This is a genomic window from Leptospira paudalimensis, assembly GCF_026151345.1.
Taxonomy (GTDB): domain Bacteria; phylum Spirochaetota; class Leptospiria; order Leptospirales; family Leptospiraceae; genus Leptospira_A; species Leptospira_A paudalimensis.
The window spans coordinates 1,887,518-1,905,850 of record NZ_JAMQPR010000001.1; the positions used below are offsets into that span (position 1 = coordinate 1,887,518).

Here is an 18,333-nt window from a genome sequence, read left to right on the forward strand (position 1 = left end):
AATGTTTTGTTTAGGACCACTTAGAAAAGTGATTTTTACTTTAAAGCTGCTTCTAAATCGGGATAAATTGTGAATAACTGCTGCATCCCGATGATATCAAAGACTTTCTCAACTGCAGGTTGTAATCCACAGATGGAAATGCTGATTTTCTGTTCTTGGCAATGCCTAAGTGTTGTGACAAGGAGGCGAAGTCCAGCTGAAGAAATAAAAGGAACTTCGCTCAAATTAAAAATAACAGACTTTCCCGAAGAACTGACGAGAGAGAGTAAATCTTTTTCAATTTTATGTGTATTGTGAACATCCAAATTGCCTTGGACGTGTACTACCATCTTGTTTCCCATTTCTTCCGAATGGATTCCAATTTTATCTTCGTTCATACGATTGTTTTCTCCAAATAGGTAATGTTTTGTTTCCCATTGTATTCATACGATACTTTGTCCATGAGGGTTTCCATGAGATAAACACCGAATCCCCCCTTTCGTTCACCTTTCAAATTGGCTTCCACGGAAGGTTTCGGAACTTTTTTCCTGTCGAAAGGTTTCCCTTCGTCTACGAGAACAATTTTTAACTTATCTCCAATGAGTTCAAATTTACATTCGAACTTTGGATTCTGCAGATTTGTATCTTTGTAACTATGCATCACAATATTGGTAGCTGCTTCATCCAAAGATATTAAGATGTCGTCGAAGGCAAAAGGTTTTGTAATTTTCTTCTCTAAATGTTCAGAAATAAAATCACGGAGTTTTGGGATTTCATTTGGATGCGCATCAAAGGTTTTTACCATTTCAAAACTTTCCACCTCCGCAAATTTTAAAATCATAACGGTAAAGTCATCGTATTGTTCTTCCGCCTTCGAAAAAGAACGAATGTCATCATAAACGGATTCGATAATCTTTTGAGAAGATTCATGCCTTCGTTCAATGATATAATCAATGAAGCGGTCGAGGCCATATTCTTCCCCATCTGGACTTTTTTCCTCAATGGCTCCATCTGTATAAAAAACCAAAATATCACCTGGTTCCAATTGGATCTCACCACCATGGTAATTAGTATGAGGGACCACTCCGAGCGGAGCCCCCTTTCCTTTAAGGAGTTCAAAACTCCCATCCTTTCGGATCCAAATTTGGTCATTATGACCTGCTGATGCAAATTTTAAAGTGCGAGTTTTCCTTTGGTAATTAACGAGAAATAAAGTAACAAACATCCCCGACTGCGAATCTTCATAAATCAATTGGTTGGCACGGTAGAGAAGTTCCGATGGGGACATATCCGTTGTCCTGGAAAGTGTTCGGATAATCGAACTGGACATCGCCATAAAAATGGCTGCAGGTAAACTTTTACCAGAAACATCGGCCACAAGAAAGGAAAACTGTTCATCCCCAAATGCATGGAAATCATAAAAGTCACCTGACACTTCTTTGGCGGCAACTGACTTTACTCCTAGGTCAAATAATGGAGATTGGATAAGAGCATTGGGTAAAATATTGTTTTGGATTTTTCTTGTGATTTCGATTTCTTTTTCGATCGATTTTTTGGTAATGATTTCTTGGTTGAGCCGTAAATTTTCATAAGCTTTGGCTAGAGGCGAGGATAATGTTTTTAACATCCGAAGGTCTGTCTCATTAAAGGAATGGGCAGAATGTTTTCCACTTACATACAAGGCAGCCCGTAAATTCCCTCCCCTCGGTGAAATGGGTAAAATGAGAAAATTTTTTTTAAGTGTATAAAACTCCAATTCCAAAAAGGATTCTTCCAATTGGGGAGTGACAACTGCCATTCTAGGATTCCCAGATTCCATAAGGCTTAAAAACAAACGACTTTCGAACATGGGAAAAAAAGATTCTCTTACAATCCCTAACTGCCTTGCATACACTTGGATTCTATTTTTGTTTTTTTCCTCAATGATGACCATTCCTGCATCTTCACATGACAATTCCTTCGTAAGAATGCTAAGTGTTTTTGACATGAGGCCCAATTCATCATGAGATTCCAGTACAGCCTGGCCTAAATCAAAGATAGATTCAAGAGTACTTAACTTTTGTTTGAGTTCTAAGTTTGTGACATTTAGGTTGTCAAGTAGCCTTGTTTTTTGGATCGCCACTGCACAAGCACTGGAAAAAGACAAAAATGTATCAATATCATCTTGGCTAAAGTTATTCCGATCAATGGTATTAATTGCTTCGATCACACCAATGACCTCATCTCCCACTATAAGGGGACTTGCTAGAATATTCCGAGTCACAAAATTCGATGCTTTGTCCACATCCCGAAAGACCCTGTCATCATTTTGCGCATCATTGATGATCATGGGTTGTTTCGTCACCGCTACGGTGCCTGCAATCCCCTGTCCTACAGGGACTTTGATTTTGGAGACCTCTTCTCTTTTTTCACCTGTTACTGTATGGAATAATAGGAACTCTTTTTTTTCATCTAATAAAAGTAAGGAACTTGCTTCCGTCCGAAACACGGATTTTGCAGATTCCATTACCATGACAAGCACATGTTCCAAATCAACACTCGTATTGATGAGGACCGCTACCCGAATGATTTCCTCCAAAAAGTATTGGAGACGATTATTATTGTTATGGATATTTGCGTTATCAATCAGAAGTAGAACTGATGTAGTCAGAGAGTTAAAAAATTGAGGTTCGACATCCGAAAAAACAGTGTCTTTAAATAAAGCATTTAAGTTGGCACTAAAATAATTGATTAGATCTAAATCTTGTTCTGAAAAATTTTGAAAATGTTTGATTCCTTCCAAAACCAAAACACCGAGGGACATATCCCCTATTTCGTCTCCCAAATAACAAGCTATATATGATTCGGAAACAGGTGCATCATTAACATTTAATTGAGTACCTTTTTTGACTAGAATACTCTTCTTAGACTTAAACACATGTTTTGCGATGTTCCCAGCATTTGTTTTGTCTGTGACGAGTCCAATTTTACTTAAATTCCCTTTCCCATTCCGAAGGTACAAAGCTGCTGATTTAGCAGAAACAAATCGTTTTGCTTGCCCTAAGATAAAATGGTATAAATCATCTAGTTCGTTTGAGGAAGAAAGATAAAATCCGCCATCTTCGTTTTTTAAGATAATCGGCGGAAGGGAGTGAGGTTTCAATGTTCTAATCTTTGCTAAACTTTAAAGATTCTTCTCTGAGTTTACGATTTGCATCTTCGAGAGATTTGATTTTATCAAATGCAGACATTAATTCATCACGACTTAAATTGGACACCATCGTACTTGCTTGTACAGTTTCTTTGGCTTCTCTTAATTCAACACGAGAGTAATCAATGATTTGTTCATACATACGAATGATCTCGTCTGCGTTTGCTAATTCTTGTTCATTGAGCCTAAGAACTTTTTCATAACCTTTAATGATATCCGATTGGATTTTCAATTTTTTAGTGAGTTCTTCTACCGTATCTTGTCCCATAAAGTCTTTGGTTCCTTAGCCATTTTGGGATTCTGTTGACAGACAAACGCGGTCTCGCACCTTGGAAAAGCACAAGGGGACGTAGCTCAGTTGGGAGAGCGTTTGAATGGCATTCAAAAGGTCGGGGGTTCGATTCCCCTCGTCTCCAAAATCCCTCACGAGATTTCAGCGTTTTAAGCCCAGCCTGTCAAATTCTTTTTCAATCGATTAGGAGTTCACTTGATCATTCAGTGACCTTTTTCAATCTATTCCATATTAGATTATGGCAGTACGAAAAATTCTTAAAATTGGTAATCCGATCCTTAGGCAAACAAGTGAAGATGTGACCGAATCCGAAATCCAAACCAAGGATTTCAAAAAATTGATACGCGATATGTTTGAAACCATGCGCCATGCCGATGGTGTGGGACTTGCTGCCCCACAAATTGGAGTTTTAAAAAAATTAGTGGTAGTTGGGCAAGAAGATGACAATGAACGATACCCTGGAACCCCAGAAGTTCCGAACCAAATCATCTTAAATCCGGAAATCACACCCTTAAGTCCTCCTGCTGATGGATTCTGGGAGGGGTGTTTATCGGTACCTGGAATGCGTGGTTATGTAGAACGACCTAACAAAATCCGAATGAAATGGCGCGATGAAAATTTCGAAGAACACGACGAAATCATCGAAGGGTATAGAGCCATCGTATTACAACATGAATGTGATCATTTATTTGGAGTATTGTATGTAGATCGATTAAAAAGCACAAAACTGTTTGGTTATAACGAAGACATTGATACCGCAGGCAAATTGTTAGATTAAGATAATTTCCATTTTGATTTTTATAGGTTCACTCTTACAGGAGATTCCATGGGTTCATCCATCGTACAGTATTTTCTTTCCAAAAGTTTATTCGTAAACCTATTAACTTTTTTAATCATATTAGTTGGTGGATTCACCGCTGCTACAATGAACAGAGAAGCATTTCCCAATATCAATTTTGATATTGTGAGTGTTACGACAATCTATCCTGGTGCGGCTCCCGCCGATGTGGAAAAACTTGTCACCAAACCTTTAGAAGATGCGATTAAAGAAGTTGATGGAATCAAAGAATTTCGTTCGGCTTCGTTAGAAAATCGTTCTGGAATCATCATTACAATTGATCCAAATACAAAAAACACTCAGAAAGTGGTAGATGATTTAAAATCAGCAATTGATAGGATCCAAGATTTACCGACGGAAGTGGAAGATCCAATTGTAACAGAGATTACAACAGCAAGGCAACCTGTTATCGAAATCCATCTCTCTTCGACTCTAAAAGACGGGAAACCAATCCTCAGTGCAAAAGAACTCAGAGACCAAGCAAAAATTTTAGAAGAAAAACTAAAAGACCTCCCTTCTGTTGCGAGGATCACCAAACGAGGTTGGCGTGAACGAGAAATGAAGGTGGACTTAGATCCTGATAAATTGAAAGCGTTCTCTCTCTCTTCCACACAAGTAATCAGTGCCCTTCGTCAGAGAAACATCAACTTTCCTGGTGGAAACATCAATGAAAAAACAAGGGAAATCATTGTACGAACTGTTGGAGAGTTTGATACTGCTGAGGAAATCGAAAACGTTTTTATTAGAACCAATGATGCAGGGAGATCCGTTCGGATTCGAGATGTGGCCCGAGTCACAGAAGGTTTTGAAGATTCAGAATACCTAGATAAATCAAATGGTAATATTGCCATTGCACTTACCGTTATCAAACGCGAAAAAGCAGATGCGATTACAGTTGTTGATGATTCCAAGAAAGTAGTCGAAACATTTATTAACTCCTCGAATGGCACAATCAAACATGCGTTTGTAAATGACTTATCGAAATACATTAGAAGGAGACTCGGTGTTTTAACTTCAAATGCTGTTTCTGGTTTATTTCTAGTAACGGCATCCCTATTTGTATTCCTCGGATGGAGAATGGCTCTCATGACAGCACTTGGAATTCCTATCTCCATTGCTATGACTTTTGTTGCCATGAATTATATGGGACTTACTTTAAACCTCATATCGATGATGGGTCTCATCATTGTTGTGGGAATTTTAGTCGATGATGCCATCATCATTTGTGAAAACGTATACCGCCATTTAGAAATGGGAGAAGAACCATTTGAAGCTGCCATGCGTGGTACTAGTGAAGTATTGGCACCTGTAACAGCAACGGTCACAACAACCATTGCTGCCTTTGGACCTATGTTATTTATGACAGGGATCTTTGGGAAATTCATCCATTCCATCCCACTAGTGGTTATCCTTTCCTTGTGCAGTTCATTGTTTGAAGCATTTTTTATGTTACCTTCTCACTTGTATGATGTCAGTAAGGCAAGTGATATGAAGGGGGAAGTAAAAGAAGAATCACATTGGTTCATCAAATTCAAAGAAAAAACTTACCTTCCACTCTTACGTTTTGCATTGAGTAACCGCTGGAAAATGGTAGGTTTATTACTGGGTTTATTTGTATTTTCATTGGCGATCCAAACTAAATTTGGGAAATTCAAACTTTTCCCAGGTGCCATTGAAACATTCCAAGTGAGAGTCACTGCGGAAACTGGATTAAAACTGGAAGAAACTGATCGTTTCATACGTGCGATTGAACACAGTATCGCCAAACTTCCTGAAGGTGAAGTTGAGAATTTTATCTCACGAGTGGGAATCATTCAGAAAGACCCGAATGATCCTTTTACAAAACGTGGAAAAAACTATGCCCAAGTTATGGTGTATCTAACACCCGATGACAACAGGGATCGTTCTACAGAAAAAATCATAGAAGTTGTAAGAGAAAATACAAAGTATCTATTAAATGATAAAGCACTTGCCTTACTTGAAGAAAAACTAGCGAAAGAGAATGTAGATAAAAAAGAAGAGGATAAAGTCCAAATTGATGCCATTCCGAGTGAGTATTTACCGTTAAAAGGCAAACTGGTGAACTTGGAATTTGAAAAATTAGCAGGTGGACCACCAGTTGGAAAACCAGTTGCCATTGAGATCAAAGGAGACGACTTTGCCACCTTACTCAAAATTGGTGCCGAATACAAAGCCGCTTTAGCAAAAATCAAAGGTGTTACCGATATCGGTGACGACTTTAATGAAGGAAAAGACGAAATCCGTGTATCCGTTGACGAATCACTGGCATCGTTTGCTGGAGTGAGTGTTCAGTCGGTTTCCCTTGCGATCAACACAGCGTTACAAGGAACAGTTTCTACCAAAATCAAACGTGCAGATGAAGAAGTGGACGTACGTGTTCGGTTCCCTGAGGAATACAGGTCATCCCTAACACATTTGAATAAAGTATATGTGAATAACCTCACAGGAAACCTAATTCCAGTTTCACGATTAACAAGTTATGATCGGAATCCAGGGCGTGCATCAATCAATCATTTGGATGGAAAAAGGCTTCTTACTGTTACCTCTAATATTGATGAAACTGTATCAACTTCCAGACAAGTCAATTTGGAAGCAAAACAACTCACAGAAGGCATCATTGCAAAATACCCTGGTTATTCGGTTCGATTTTCAGGGGAAAATAAAGACACAGAAGAATCAATGGCTTCTCTTGGGCGAGCTTTCCTTGTAGGACTACTCATCATTTATATGATCCTTGCCTCCCTCTTCCGGTCCTTAGCCCAACCTCTCATTGTAATGAGTGCCATTCCATTTGCAGTCATTGGAGTGATCTTTGCTTTTTTAGTGCATGGTCAACCATTTTCCTTTTTGGCATTCCTCGGAATCATTGGACTTGCGGGGGTGGTCGTGAACGACTCCATTGTGCTTGTGGACTGTGCCAACCAATTACGCATTGAAGACCCATCGAAATCCACCTTTGAATTGTTAGTGGAAGCAGGGAGTATCCGCTTACGTGCTGTGATGTTGACCACGGTTACCACTGTTCTTGGTCTCTTACCAACTGCGTATGGGATTGGAGGTAAGGACCCTTTCCTTGTTCCAATGGCTCTTGCATTTGGTTGGGGACTTGCCTTTGCCACGTTTATTACTTTGATTATGGTCCCTGTCTTTTACTTAAACTTATATACGTTTAAAGACAGTGTCGTGAGAAAGTATCAAAATCGAAAAAAACGATTTGTTTGAACGAAGATAGATTTGAAAGAGGTCCCACTGTCTACAGATGACGATGCAAACTTAAATTTTTGTTAGTCTTTTTTATCGTTTAGAACTTCAGAAAGGGTTACAAATTTGTAACCCTTTTCTTTCATTCTTTCAATGAATGTAGGAAGGATATAAATCAATTTATCAAATTTACGGGGACCACCAAGGTGCATGAGGATGATTGCACCGTTCATCCCGTTTGGATCCGCTTTTTCCCAATTGTCTAAAAACGTAAGTGTTTCCTCTCCTGTTTTGTAATGAGGGTTTTTTACGACTTCCTTTTTACCTTTCGACGTTTTTTTATATAAGAATTGTTTGCTGATATAATCTGGCAAGTCAAGTGATCCTTTGGCATTATTTGACCACATGATATGATCTGTATAACCAAGACTTGCATGGGCATCTAAAATCAATTGGCTAAGTGCTCCATAAGGCAAACGGTAATATTTCTTTAATTCTTGTTTGGTGAGTGAATAAAAGGTATCTTCCACTCGTTTGAGTTCTTCTGCCATACGAGGAAGGTCGAGTACTGACTTAGATAAGTATTCAAGTACCATTCTTTTTTTTAAGGAAGTCTCCGTTACAGAACGTTGGTAGTTAAAATGTGACCAAGTATGATTCCCAAATTCGACAGCACCTGTTTTTGCCATCCGTTTGATGTAATCTAAGTTTTGTCTGACAAAAAAGGAACCATTGATATCGGATGGTCTTTCATTGGATAAGAACAAGGTTACTTTGATTTTATGTTCTTTAATGTAATTATAAAGTACGGGAAGTTCTTCGCCAGTTGCCAAATCAAAGGTTAGAGCAATTTCCTTTTGCGATTCATTCCCACGTAAGATGTTACGACCTTTGGTATTTTGGCTCACTTCCTTTAAAAACTCAATATTTTCTTCTACTTGTTTGGCAAGTTCAGTGTCGGGTTCTGTGTCCCCTGCTAGAGCATTCTCTTCTCTCAGTTGTTCTTGGTACATCAAAGAAAAAAGAGACTGTTCCAATTCTCTTAAACTTCTATCTTTTTCTTTTACTTCGGATTCGAGTTTAGTGACACTGAGGCTCAAATAGAGCAGATAACTGAGTAAAACAAAAACGGTGAGTCCAACAAAGGATAAGGCAGAGATAAAGGCAAAACGACGGAGTTTTTTAGCAAATAATCGATCCTTTTCTATGTCCTTCGAAAGTTCATGGACAATGTCCTGGATTTCTTTCTCTTCGTTTGTCGGATCGAGTGACATGTAGGTATGGCTTTCCTTAGTATCGATTATCGGAATTGGGACTAGGGTTCTATACTAGTCCCTCTCCCAAGTTTAGGTTTTGATCTTTAAAAATTTCCCTTTCTTCCCTTGTCTGATGAGGTATTCTTTTCCCTGTTCCAAAACAAGGCCTGGGTCTGTTATTTTTTCCTCATCCAAATACAATCCCCCTGCCTGGATGAGCCGGCGCCCTTCCGAAACACTTGGTATGAATTTGAATTGGGACAACACATAGACAAGAAGGGGTGGTTTTTCTGTAAAATAACTGGAGTCCAAACTTTCTGTCGGAATTTCGTCAGGTAGTGCTCTGTTTTTGGTATTATGGATGGCAGTCCATTCTTCCACAGCCTTACGGTTTTCTTCTTCTGGATGGAGTTGGTCCATGATGAGGAGAGCCAGTTCTGTTTTGACTTCTTTTGGATGGAGAGATTTGGCACGAATCCCCTCTTTTCGTTTTTCCACTTCCGACATCGGAAGGTCTGTAAGAAGTTCAAAATAATTCCACATCAGATCATCGGAGATAGACATAATTTTACCATACATGTCGATGGGTTTTTCAATGATGCCTACATAATTGCCAAGAGACTTGGACATTTTTTTCACACCATCAAGCCCAACTAACAAAGGCAAAGTGATGACTGCTTGGGGTTTTTGACCGTATTCTCTTTGTAAGTCGCGACCAACAAGCATATTAAACTTTTGGTCTGTTCCCCCAAGTTCCACATCGGACTTCATTGCAACAGAATCATACCCCTGTACGAGAGGGTATAAGAACTCAATCATCGAAATGGGTGTACCCGCTTTATGGCGTTTGGTGAAATCATCTCGTTCCAACATTCGTGAAACTGTATACTTCGAAGTCAGAACCAGTACATCTTCAAATTTTAATTCCGAACACCAGTGAGAATTGTAAAGGATACGAGTTTTATTTGGGTCTAAAATTTTAAATACTTGGGTTTGGTAGGTTTTAGAATTTTCCAATACCTCTTCTTTTGAGAGTCGTTTGCGTGTTTCCGATTTACCTGTTGGATCACCAATCATTGCTGTAAAATCACCTAGCATAAAACAAACATCATGGCCCAAGTCTTGGAAATGTTTGAGTTTTCGCAGTAACACAAAATGACCTAAATGTAAATCAGGTGCCGTAGGATCAAATCCAGCTTTGATCGTTAAAGAAGGTTTGGATTTGATTTTTTCTAAAAGTTCCCCTTCACTGATGATTTCGACAGTGCCTCGGCGGATGGTTTCTAATTCTTGGTTCAATTCTCTTTCAGTTTTCATAACAATTTCAAAAATTTTCGATGGTAGAAAAGGTGACTTTTGACAACACTAACCTTAGAATCTCTATAGGCAACCACCAAAGTACGTAAAAACCCTTATGAACCATTTAGATGAAAGAAAACAAACGCTAAAACATTTAGAATCAACCCAGTATGATATTTTAATTTTGGGTGGTGGTGCCACCGGTTCCGGAACAGCCCTTGATGCCAGTCTCCGAGGATACAAAGTAGCCTTATTGGAAAAAGGAGACTTTTCTCAAGGTACGAGTTCCCGATCGACAAAACTCATCCACGGTGGAGTGAGGTATCTTGCCCAATTCCATTTTAAATTAATTTACGAAGCATTGTCAGAGCGGAAACGACTTCTCATCAATGCACCTCACTTAGTCAAACCACTTCCCTTTGTTTTACCAACCTATGTTTGGTGGGAAAAACCGTTTTATTCCATTGGTCTTACGATGTATGATATCCTCGCAGGAAAATCGATTGTCCCTGGCCATGAACGAATTTCAAAAGCAACTGCGCTCGACTACTTTGTTTCCCTCAAAAAAGAAAACCTAAAGGGTGGGATCTCCTACTACGACGCTCAGTTCAACGATGCAAGACTCAATGTAACAACCATTCGTGCTGCAAAAGAAAATGGAGCCGACATTGTCTCAAGGATTGAAGTGACATCCTTTTTAAAAGATAACAATGGTAAAATCATTGGTGTCACTGCAAAAGATTCTCTTACGAAAAAAGTGGTATCGATCAAAGCCAAAGTGGTCGCCAATACAACGGGTGTGTGGATTGATTCCCTTCGTAAACTCGATGATCCAAAAGCAGAGAATGTCCTTGCTCCAAGCCAAGGAATCCACCTCGTATTTGACAAAGAGAAACTCCCTTGCCGGACTGCAATGATCATTCCGAAAACTGCCGATGGCAGAGTGGTATTTGTGATCCCTTGGGAAGGGAAAGTACTGCTTGGAACCACAGATACCCCCATCCAAAAGATTGACGATGAACCTTTGCCACTACAATCCGAGGTGGAATTTTTACTCCAAACTGGAAATGATTACCTAGATACAAAATTAACTAAAGACGATATAGAATCTGTGTTTAGTGGCCTACGCCCTCTCATTTCCACAGGAGACAAAAAAGACACAAAATCTATTTCCAGGGAAGAAGCCATCCTCGTTTCGGATTCTGGTCTTGTGACAATGTCGGGAGGGAAATGGTCCACATTCCGTAAGATGGCAGAAGACCTCACCGACAAATTGATCTCTGTTGGAAACCTTCCATCCAAAATGAACTGTGTCACAGCAAGTTTTGCCTTCCCTGGTGCTGATGGGTATAGCAAACATTTGGTGGCAAAAATCCAAACCATGTATGACCTACCTTACGAAACAGCGGTTCGATTGGTGGATTCTTATGGAGGGGAAGTGCCTCTCATCCTCGGTAAAAAACCAAAAGAAATCAAAAAAGGGACTGGTTACTTCGCAGAAGAAATCAAACATTTTGTGAAAAAGGAATTTGCTCTTTCTGTCTCTGATGTTCTCTCGAGACGATGGAGAGTAGTCTTCCTTGATCTAAAACTGGCAGAGTCTCTTGCCGTTCCTGTGAGTAATGTGCTCGGGAAAGAACTCGGTTGGAAAGAAACGGAAAAAAAATCTTCTTTGAATGAACTCCTAAAACACATCAAAGATTTAAAGAAAACTATTTCTTAACGAAAAAAGACATTGAACATAAATTAGGTGCCTAGTTCTTCACCTGCACCTAATTTATTTCGGAATCGGTAATTCATAGTGATAAAAGGTTCTTCCCGTTTCTTTTTCTTTTAATACAAATAGAAAATGCGTTTTGGGTTGGTACACTTCTGAAAATTTAGTCCCAAGTTTTGTTTTAAAATTTTCATAATCTTCATCACCAACTTCTGCTCGTTTGAAGATCCAAGAAATATTTCGTTCTATCCCACCTTGGTCAAAATAACTTAGATTGATTTCTAATCCTTCTTCCGTCGCTTGAAGAATTGTGTAAGTGCCAATGAGTGATGGTAAAAAACTAGTAGGGTCACCTTCTCCATACATTTCAGAAAAACTAAAGGTTTGGTCAGGTTTAAAAAAAACAGGTAAAACAGTTCCTTGGTCGTAAAATAAGATTGTACCCTTTTCATTTGCCAAAACCAATTGTTTGAAACCATATGCATGTCGTTCTGCTTTCACAAATTGGGAAATTGCCAATTTGACTTTATCAAAGGACACCCAAGGTGATGCGGAAAAACTGTCTTTCAGGATCTCACCCATTTTGACTTCCGAGAGGCAAACTCGCCCTGAAGTGCCTAATCCATAGGTTTCTAAAATTTCAAAACGAATTACGTTCCCTTCGAATGTTGAATCTAAATCCAATATTTGTAGACCTTGTTTTCCGAATTTCGCTTTGGAAAGTTCAATGTCTTTGGTTCTGTCCAATTTAAACTGATTTTTAGTGTCGTTTTTCTCCATCCAAAAGGAAGAAAGTCTCAACTTTTTAATCATATCATTTGCCTTTAAATCATTGGCAGAACGATGGTATCCGTTTAACAATTGCAATGCTGTAAACTTTGTCTGGTTGGCTAAAAATAAAGTGAAACCAGATCCTATCTCTTTTGCATTTGCACAAAATGCAGTCCCATATTTTTCATCCAATGCAAACTCAGGACTAAACCTCCAAGGTTCTTCTGGACTCACTTGGCCAACACTTTGGGTTTTCTCATAATCCAATTGTTTTTCGGAAGCTTTACAATGAATTAGGAAAATGAGTAGGAAGATGGAAACGAATGTACGAAAGTGATGGGAAAAAGTAGGTAATGTCGGCTTTTGATTCCTTATTTTAGAAGTGGTAGCAAACAGAAACATTTTGAATTGAATAAAAAAAAAGAGATCCATGGATTTTCCAAACCATGAATCTCTTCGGAAGACCAATCAAGCGAAAAACGATTTCGTTTAATCGATATAGTCTTTCAGTTTTTTCGAGCGACTTGGGTGGCGGAGACGACGTAACGCTTTTGCTTCAATCTGACGAATCCTTTCACGTGTCACTTTGAATTGGTAACCCACTTCTTCGAGTGTTTGTGCATATCCATCATCCAAACCAAAACGCATACGAATGACTTTTTGTTCCCGCGCAGGAAGTGTTTGTAACACTTGTCTGATTTGTTCGGAAAGGATGGAAGATGCAGCTGAGTTCAGTGGCGAAATCACTTCCTTGTCTTCGATAAAATCTCCAAGTTCCGAATCTTCCTCGGAACCCACAGGGATCTCGAGTGAAATTGGTTCCCGTGCTACGTTTTTTACAGCCTTTACTTTTTGTACAGGCCAGCCGAGTCGTTCTGCAATTTCATCATTAGAAGGATCACGACCAAACTCTTGTACAAAGAGACGAGTTTCTCGGATCACCTTGTTTACCTGTTCGATCATGTGAACTGGTACACGGATCGTACGAGCTTGGTCTGAGATCGCACGAGTGATCGCTTGTCTAATCCACCAAGTGGCATAAGTGGAAAATTTATACCCCTTTTTGTATTCAAACTTATCTACTGCGCGAATGAGACCAATGTTTCCTTCTTGGATGAGGTCAAAGAAATGCATACCACGGTTTGCATACCGTTTTGCAATAGAGACCACCAAACGGAGGTTTGCTCGCACAAGTTCACGTTTTGCTTGTGCAATTTCCCTTTCCCCTTTGATGATTTTTTCACCCCAGTCTTTGATTTCCCCAACAGGTGAACCTGCTTCCTGTTCCATACGACGGAGTTTACGTTCATTGTTACGTATGTCTTTGATGACTTCTCTGACTTCATCAATATCACAACCCATCATTTTTTCGATTTCATCTAAGTTTTCATTTTTTTCGATGAAACGGTTGAGTGCTTTGATTTCACGAACATCATGACCGTATTTGGCTTTGATTTTTAAGAAATGTTTTTCGATTTCCTTAACACGGAAAACCATCGACTTGATCTTTTGAGAGATCTTTTGGATTTCTTTTTGCGAAACACCAATTTTACGAATGGCTTCATCGATTTTGCCCGTAGACATATCGATTTTTTCTTTGAGTTCTTTGAACTTCTTAGAATTTTCAGAATACTTTCGAATGCGGTTTGTGGATTCGTTAAGAACTTTTTCATCCTGTTGGATGAGTTCCATATTTTCAAAAAATACTTTTTCTAATTTGTCCGCTTGCTCTTGGTTGAGAGCGTACATTTTGTCCACTTTCACCAAGTCATAAACTTTGATTTTTTTGGACTTAATTTTAGGAATGAGTTTCGCAAAGTTTTGTCTGAGGATCGAAGAACTTAAAATCGTTTCTTCAATGATTTTTTCACCCTTCTCAATTCGTTTGGCAAGAAACACTTCTGTTTCTCCCGAGATCAGGGAAACCTTACCAATTTCCTTGAGGTAAAGTCGAATTGGATCCTCAGAACTAGAAGAAACACTGGACTCCCTTTTTTTACGTGCCGGTTTTTCTTTTGTTTCTTTGGTAGTTTCTTCTTTTGTCGTTGTGAGGGAACTAGATTCTTCCAAAGATTTTTTGGAATACTCCTCTACGATTTCAATCCCCATCTCGTGTAACAAGGTAAAGACATCGTCAATCTTTTCGGAGTTTAGAATTTTATCCGGTAGTATTTCATTGATCTCATCATACGATACCTCTCGGTTTGCTTTTCCGATGGAGATTATCTTTTGTACTTCTGGTAGGCTTGCTAGATTTTCCATTCTACCTTTATCCTCTTTAGACTTCTAACGTTTGGATCGTTCTGAGATACACAGATCTCTTATTTTTTTCACTCTTCAAAAGTGAAAGTTCTGACAGTAGATTGTTCTTTTCTTCAATCGTTAAGTCAGGTTTGGCCATTTCTTTGACAAGTTCTTCCATCCTTGCGTCATCCAACAAATCCGCATGGTAAAGAAACATCGCTTTAAATGTAGCTGGGGTTACTGATACATCGGCCGAAAAATGTTCAGCAATTAGTCCCAGGTATTCCGAAGGAATTTCTTCCCTCGAAAGAATTTCTGCAGCCGTTAGGTTCTCATTCTGCAAATACTTTGTATATAAATAGTCCCAAAAAAAGGCAGAAACCTCATCACGAAACTCGAGCGACAATAAATCATCAGCAAAACTGAATAACTCCAAATTTTGGATGAGCATTGCGATCATTTTCCGCTCACAAATTAAAACAGGAGAAGGTTTCCCCGGTTTTTGAATGGAACGGTCTTTCTTAGTATCGACAACGGCAGGGGTCGAAGTTACACCTGGTTTCCCACGAAAATCCTGAAAAAGAGAAGAAAACGATAGTCCAAGCTGGCGTGCACCCTCCTCTAAATAGACCTGTTTGTCGGTTTCCTTTTCCATGGGTTTTAAAAATTCAAAAAGTTTTTTCACCCCAGCCTGTTTTTCTTCGGCAAGAGATGTGGGACCTGCCCCACCCAGGATTTCTCGGATCATAAACTGAGAGGCAGGTGCGGCACCCTCGAGTAAATCTCGGATCTCTTGTTTGTTATGTTTGAGAGAATAATCAAAAGGATCTTTTCCTTCTGGAATATGACATACTTTGACAACCACTCCCTCTTTGGAGAGAAGGTTCACGGCCCGGAAAGCACCTTTGGTTCCCGCTTTATCGGAATCCATCATTAAGTACACTTTGTCCGCCATGTTTTTTAAGATGCGAACATGCCCTTCCGTAAATCCCGTACCAAGCGGGGCGACAACAAATTCAATTCCTTTGCGAAAGAGTCCGATAGCATCAAACACGCCTTCCACGATCACTGCTTCTCTTGTTTTACGTATGCTATCTTGGGATAAATTCAAATTGTAAAATATACGACTTTTATCATATATCAAAGAGTTTGGACTATTAATGTATTTTGCTTCTTCAGATTCACCGAGGATCCTTCCAGAAAAAGCAACCACTCGCCCTCTTGTATCAATCACAGGGAACATGATCCGATTGCGAAAAAAATCATATGGGTCTTTGTTTTGGTCTTGGCGTTTGAGTAGACCCAATTGTTCCCCTAATTTTACCTCGGCTTCTGTTTTTAACAATTCGCCACGTAAGTTTCCAAATCCAGGAAGTCCAAATCCAATTTGAAATACTTTTATATCTTCGCTGTACAATCCGCGAGACTCAAGATACTTTAACGCCAGTTCACCGGCAGCCGTATTTAGATTTTTTTGGAAGTATTCAAGTGCTTTTTGTGAAATTTGGTAGAGTGCTTCTTTTTTTCGTTCAGACTCTTCTTCTTCCTTGGTGCGTTCCACAAGGGGAATGCCAGAGTATTCCGAAAGGATTTCGAGGGATTTTAAAAAATCTACTTTTTGGTAATCCATCACAAAACGGAATAAATCACCAGAGGCCTTACAACCAAAACAATGATAAAACCCACCTTCTGGGTTTACATTGAATGACGGAGTTTTTTCATTATGGAATGGACATATGCCAACGAGGTTCCTGCCCATACGGCGTAAGGGAACAAATCGGTTGATGTAGGAGTCAATGGAGACTTCTCTGCGAACTCTTTCTTTAAAACTTTGGTAAGGATTCACAGTTTAGTTTTTTTAACTGGCGCTAAGTGCTTGTTTAACGAGGGAGGATACCTTGGAGCCGTCTATATTTTGTCCTTTAAATTTTGCCATTACATTCCCCATCACCTTTCCCATATCCTGAGGTCCACTTGCACCTAACTGGGTTACAGCTTCTTTCACTGCTTTGTTAATTTCTTCTTCGGAGACTTCTTTTGGAATATAACGTGAGATGATTTCTGCTTCTTCAATTTCTTTACTCGACAGATCGGGACGATTCGCTTTGTCATATTCCAAAGCGGTATCCTTACGGCGTTTGTAATTGGATTTGAGGATCTGCATGACTGCAGTATCCGAAAGTTCAGAAGCGCCAGTTTTCGTTAATTCATATTGAATTTCTGCTTTCATTAGACGTAAGGTGCCGAGGACTGTTTCATCCTTGGCTTTTAACGCCGTTTTTAGATCGGAATTGATCGTCTCTTGCAGGGTCATAGGAAAACCGGCTTAAAGATTAAAGTTTATCTTTTTTAGCAAATAATCTTTTCTTTTTGTCTCGTTTGCGTTTTGCAGCTTCCACTGCTTTTTTCTTAATGACACTTGGCTTTTCAAAGTATTCACGGCGTTTGATTTCGCTCATGATACCAGCATTTGCACAATCTCTTTTGAATCTACGAAGCGCTGCCTCAATAGATTCCCCTTCTTTTAAATAAATCCCTACTTGTGGGGTCATAGACAAACAACTGTCCTTTTGTAAAAATGGTCTAGTTTTGACGGTATCGGAAAGAGCCCTATTCTGTCAATTCAGCGTAAAATTGCTTTTAGAAATTTTCAAGAAAAATGGACGAAAACTTGGCATCATCCGCCAAAACGTCCGCATCAATCGGGAAAATCTTCAATTTATAGTCCAAAATCAAATGTTTGGAGGGAAAGTACAAAGATCCGAACCGGTGGTTCGCTCCATCCAATGTTTCCCCAGGGCAAAATAAAAAATAGGACCTAGGGTTCAGTTGGAAATTGAATTCGTTTTCCCTCGTTTCTTTGTGGAGGGTGGCCGTCACTTCTCGTAGAATTTCTTGACTTTTGATGACCCCCATGGGTTTGAAAAAGGGGCTTAAGTCTTGGAGGTGGAAAAAAGCAATCACTCCTGATTTTGTTTCTCCCTGAAACGCCTTCTCCATTCGTTTGCGAATGGGTTCTGTGATGGTTTCAAAATCGAGTAAATTCTTTTCGCGAAGGGAAATCCCAGTCGCACAAAAGGTTAGGACTTGGTTCGAAAGATCTTCCCAAACCCTAGGCGGTAAACTTTGCCCTTTTTCGAGTAAAACCAAAACATAAACAGGGACTTCCCCTTCAGGCAATCGGATGACAGATAATTCCACTTCTCTCTCATTTTCACGAAAGGACTCGATGGTAATGGGAGATAAATACCCCATCGTGCGGGTCCAATGGGAGTACGAACTGGAAACAATCCCTCGGATTTTATCCTCTTCCATCGTTTGCCCAAATTCATACACTAATTCTTTTCCTAAATACACCCAACCCATATAAGCACCAACACTGGCAAAACTGAGTCCCAAACGGCGGGAGTGGTAGTCGGTCATCTGCATAGAAGGAGAAGGGATTAGGTGCATAGGCTCAGTCATGGAGGTTCTAACGTACAGTATCGGATTTGTCATCCACTTTCAAAAGGAGAAAGGATTTGC

Annotated in this window: 14 protein-coding genes and 1 tRNA gene; 4 read left to right on the plus strand and 11 right to left on the minus strand. The window is 39.5% G+C overall.

The window, feature by feature from the left end:
- Positions 1–35: 35 nt before the first annotated feature.
- Genes ND855_RS08810 through ND855_RS08820 form a run of 3 tightly spaced genes read right to left on the minus strand, consistent with a single transcriptional unit; the run spans position 36 to position 3,437 of the window.
- Positions 36–377, minus strand: coding sequence for an STAS domain-containing protein (locus ND855_RS08810; RefSeq protein WP_135688090.1), 342 nt, complete (start codon positions 375–377; stop codon positions 36–38).
- Positions 374–3,121 carry a SpoIIE family protein phosphatase gene (locus ND855_RS08815; protein WP_265358037.1) on the minus strand — a complete coding sequence of 916 codons (2,748 nt, stop codon included), beginning with the start codon at positions 3,119–3,121 and terminating at the stop codon, positions 374–376. Before ND855_RS08815 ends, ND855_RS08810 begins: the two co-directional genes overlap by 4 nt.
- Before the next feature lie 4 nt (positions 3,122–3,125).
- On the minus strand, positions 3,126–3,437 hold the full coding sequence (locus ND855_RS08820; protein ID WP_012388560.1) for a hypothetical protein: 312 nt from the start codon (positions 3,435–3,437) through the stop codon (positions 3,126–3,128).
- A 75-nt stretch (positions 3,438–3,512) separates the two neighbouring features.
- On the opposite strand from ND855_RS08820, the gene ND855_RS08825 reads away from it, so the two are divergent.
- From ND855_RS08825 to ND855_RS08835, 3 genes are all read left to right on the plus strand, one after another.
- Positions 3,513–3,585: transfer RNA gene (locus ND855_RS08825), tRNA-Ala, on the plus strand.
- A 114-nt stretch (positions 3,586–3,699) separates the two neighbouring features.
- Complete coding sequence (gene def, locus ND855_RS08830) at positions 3,700–4,239, plus strand: peptide deformylase (protein WP_108958990.1); 540 nt, start codon at positions 3,700–3,702, stop codon at positions 4,237–4,239.
- A gap of 48 nt (positions 4,240–4,287) precedes the next feature.
- Positions 4,288–7,542 carry an efflux RND transporter permease subunit gene (locus ND855_RS08835; protein ID WP_265358038.1) on the plus strand — a complete coding sequence of 1,085 codons (3,255 nt, stop codon included), beginning with the start codon at positions 4,288–4,290 and terminating at the stop codon, positions 7,540–7,542.
- Between the two features lie 62 nt (positions 7,543–7,604).
- Here ND855_RS08835 and ND855_RS08840 read toward each other — a convergent pair whose 3' ends face one another.
- A complete protein-coding gene (locus ND855_RS08840) occupies positions 7,605–8,795 on the minus strand; it encodes a polysaccharide deacetylase family protein (protein ID WP_108958988.1) in 1,191 nt (396 codons plus the stop codon).
- 72 nt (positions 8,796–8,867) lie between these two features.
- A complete protein-coding gene (gene tyrS, locus ND855_RS08845; protein WP_265358039.1) occupies positions 8,868–10,094 on the minus strand; it encodes a tyrosine--tRNA ligase in 1,227 nt (408 codons plus the stop codon).
- 97 nt (positions 10,095–10,191) lie between these two features.
- On the opposite strand from tyrS, the gene ND855_RS08850 reads away from it, so the two are divergent.
- Positions 10,192–11,799 (plus strand): glycerol-3-phosphate dehydrogenase/oxidase, encoded by a 1,608-nt coding sequence (locus ND855_RS08850; protein WP_265358040.1) that lies wholly within the window; start codon positions 10,192–10,194, stop codon positions 11,797–11,799.
- A gap of 54 nt (positions 11,800–11,853) precedes the next feature.
- Here ND855_RS08850 and ND855_RS08855 read toward each other — a convergent pair whose 3' ends face one another.
- The 6 genes from ND855_RS08855 to ND855_RS08880 all read right to left on the minus strand — a co-directional run bounded on the left by ND855_RS08855 (position 11,854) and on the right by ND855_RS08880 (position 18,273).
- On the minus strand, positions 11,854–12,996 hold the full coding sequence (locus tag ND855_RS08855; RefSeq protein WP_265358041.1) for an NADase-type glycan-binding domain-containing protein: 1,143 nt from the start codon (positions 12,994–12,996) through the stop codon (positions 11,854–11,856).
- Between the two features lie 57 nt (positions 12,997–13,053).
- Positions 13,054–14,826, minus strand: coding sequence for an RNA polymerase sigma factor RpoD (rpoD, locus tag ND855_RS08860; RefSeq protein WP_100718534.1), 1,773 nt, complete (start codon positions 14,824–14,826; stop codon positions 13,054–13,056).
- 16 nt (positions 14,827–14,842) lie between these two features.
- Positions 14,843–16,654: a DNA primase gene (gene dnaG / locus ND855_RS08865; RefSeq protein WP_265358042.1), complete on the minus strand. Its 1,812-nt coding sequence runs from the start codon at positions 16,652–16,654 to the stop codon at positions 14,843–14,845.
- A 12-nt stretch (positions 16,655–16,666) separates the two neighbouring features.
- Positions 16,667–17,122, minus strand: coding sequence for a GatB/YqeY domain-containing protein (locus ND855_RS08870; protein ID WP_265358043.1), 456 nt, complete (start codon positions 17,120–17,122; stop codon positions 16,667–16,669).
- Positions 17,123–17,141: 19 nt separating this feature from the next.
- Positions 17,142–17,360 carry a 30S ribosomal protein S21 gene (rpsU, locus tag ND855_RS08875; protein WP_012388550.1) on the minus strand — a complete coding sequence of 73 codons (219 nt, stop codon included), beginning with the start codon at positions 17,358–17,360 and terminating at the stop codon, positions 17,142–17,144.
- Between the two features lie 88 nt (positions 17,361–17,448).
- A complete protein-coding gene (locus ND855_RS08880; protein WP_265358044.1) occupies positions 17,449–18,273 on the minus strand; it encodes a hypothetical protein in 825 nt (274 codons plus the stop codon).
- Between the last annotated feature and the right edge of the window lie 60 nt (positions 18,274–18,333).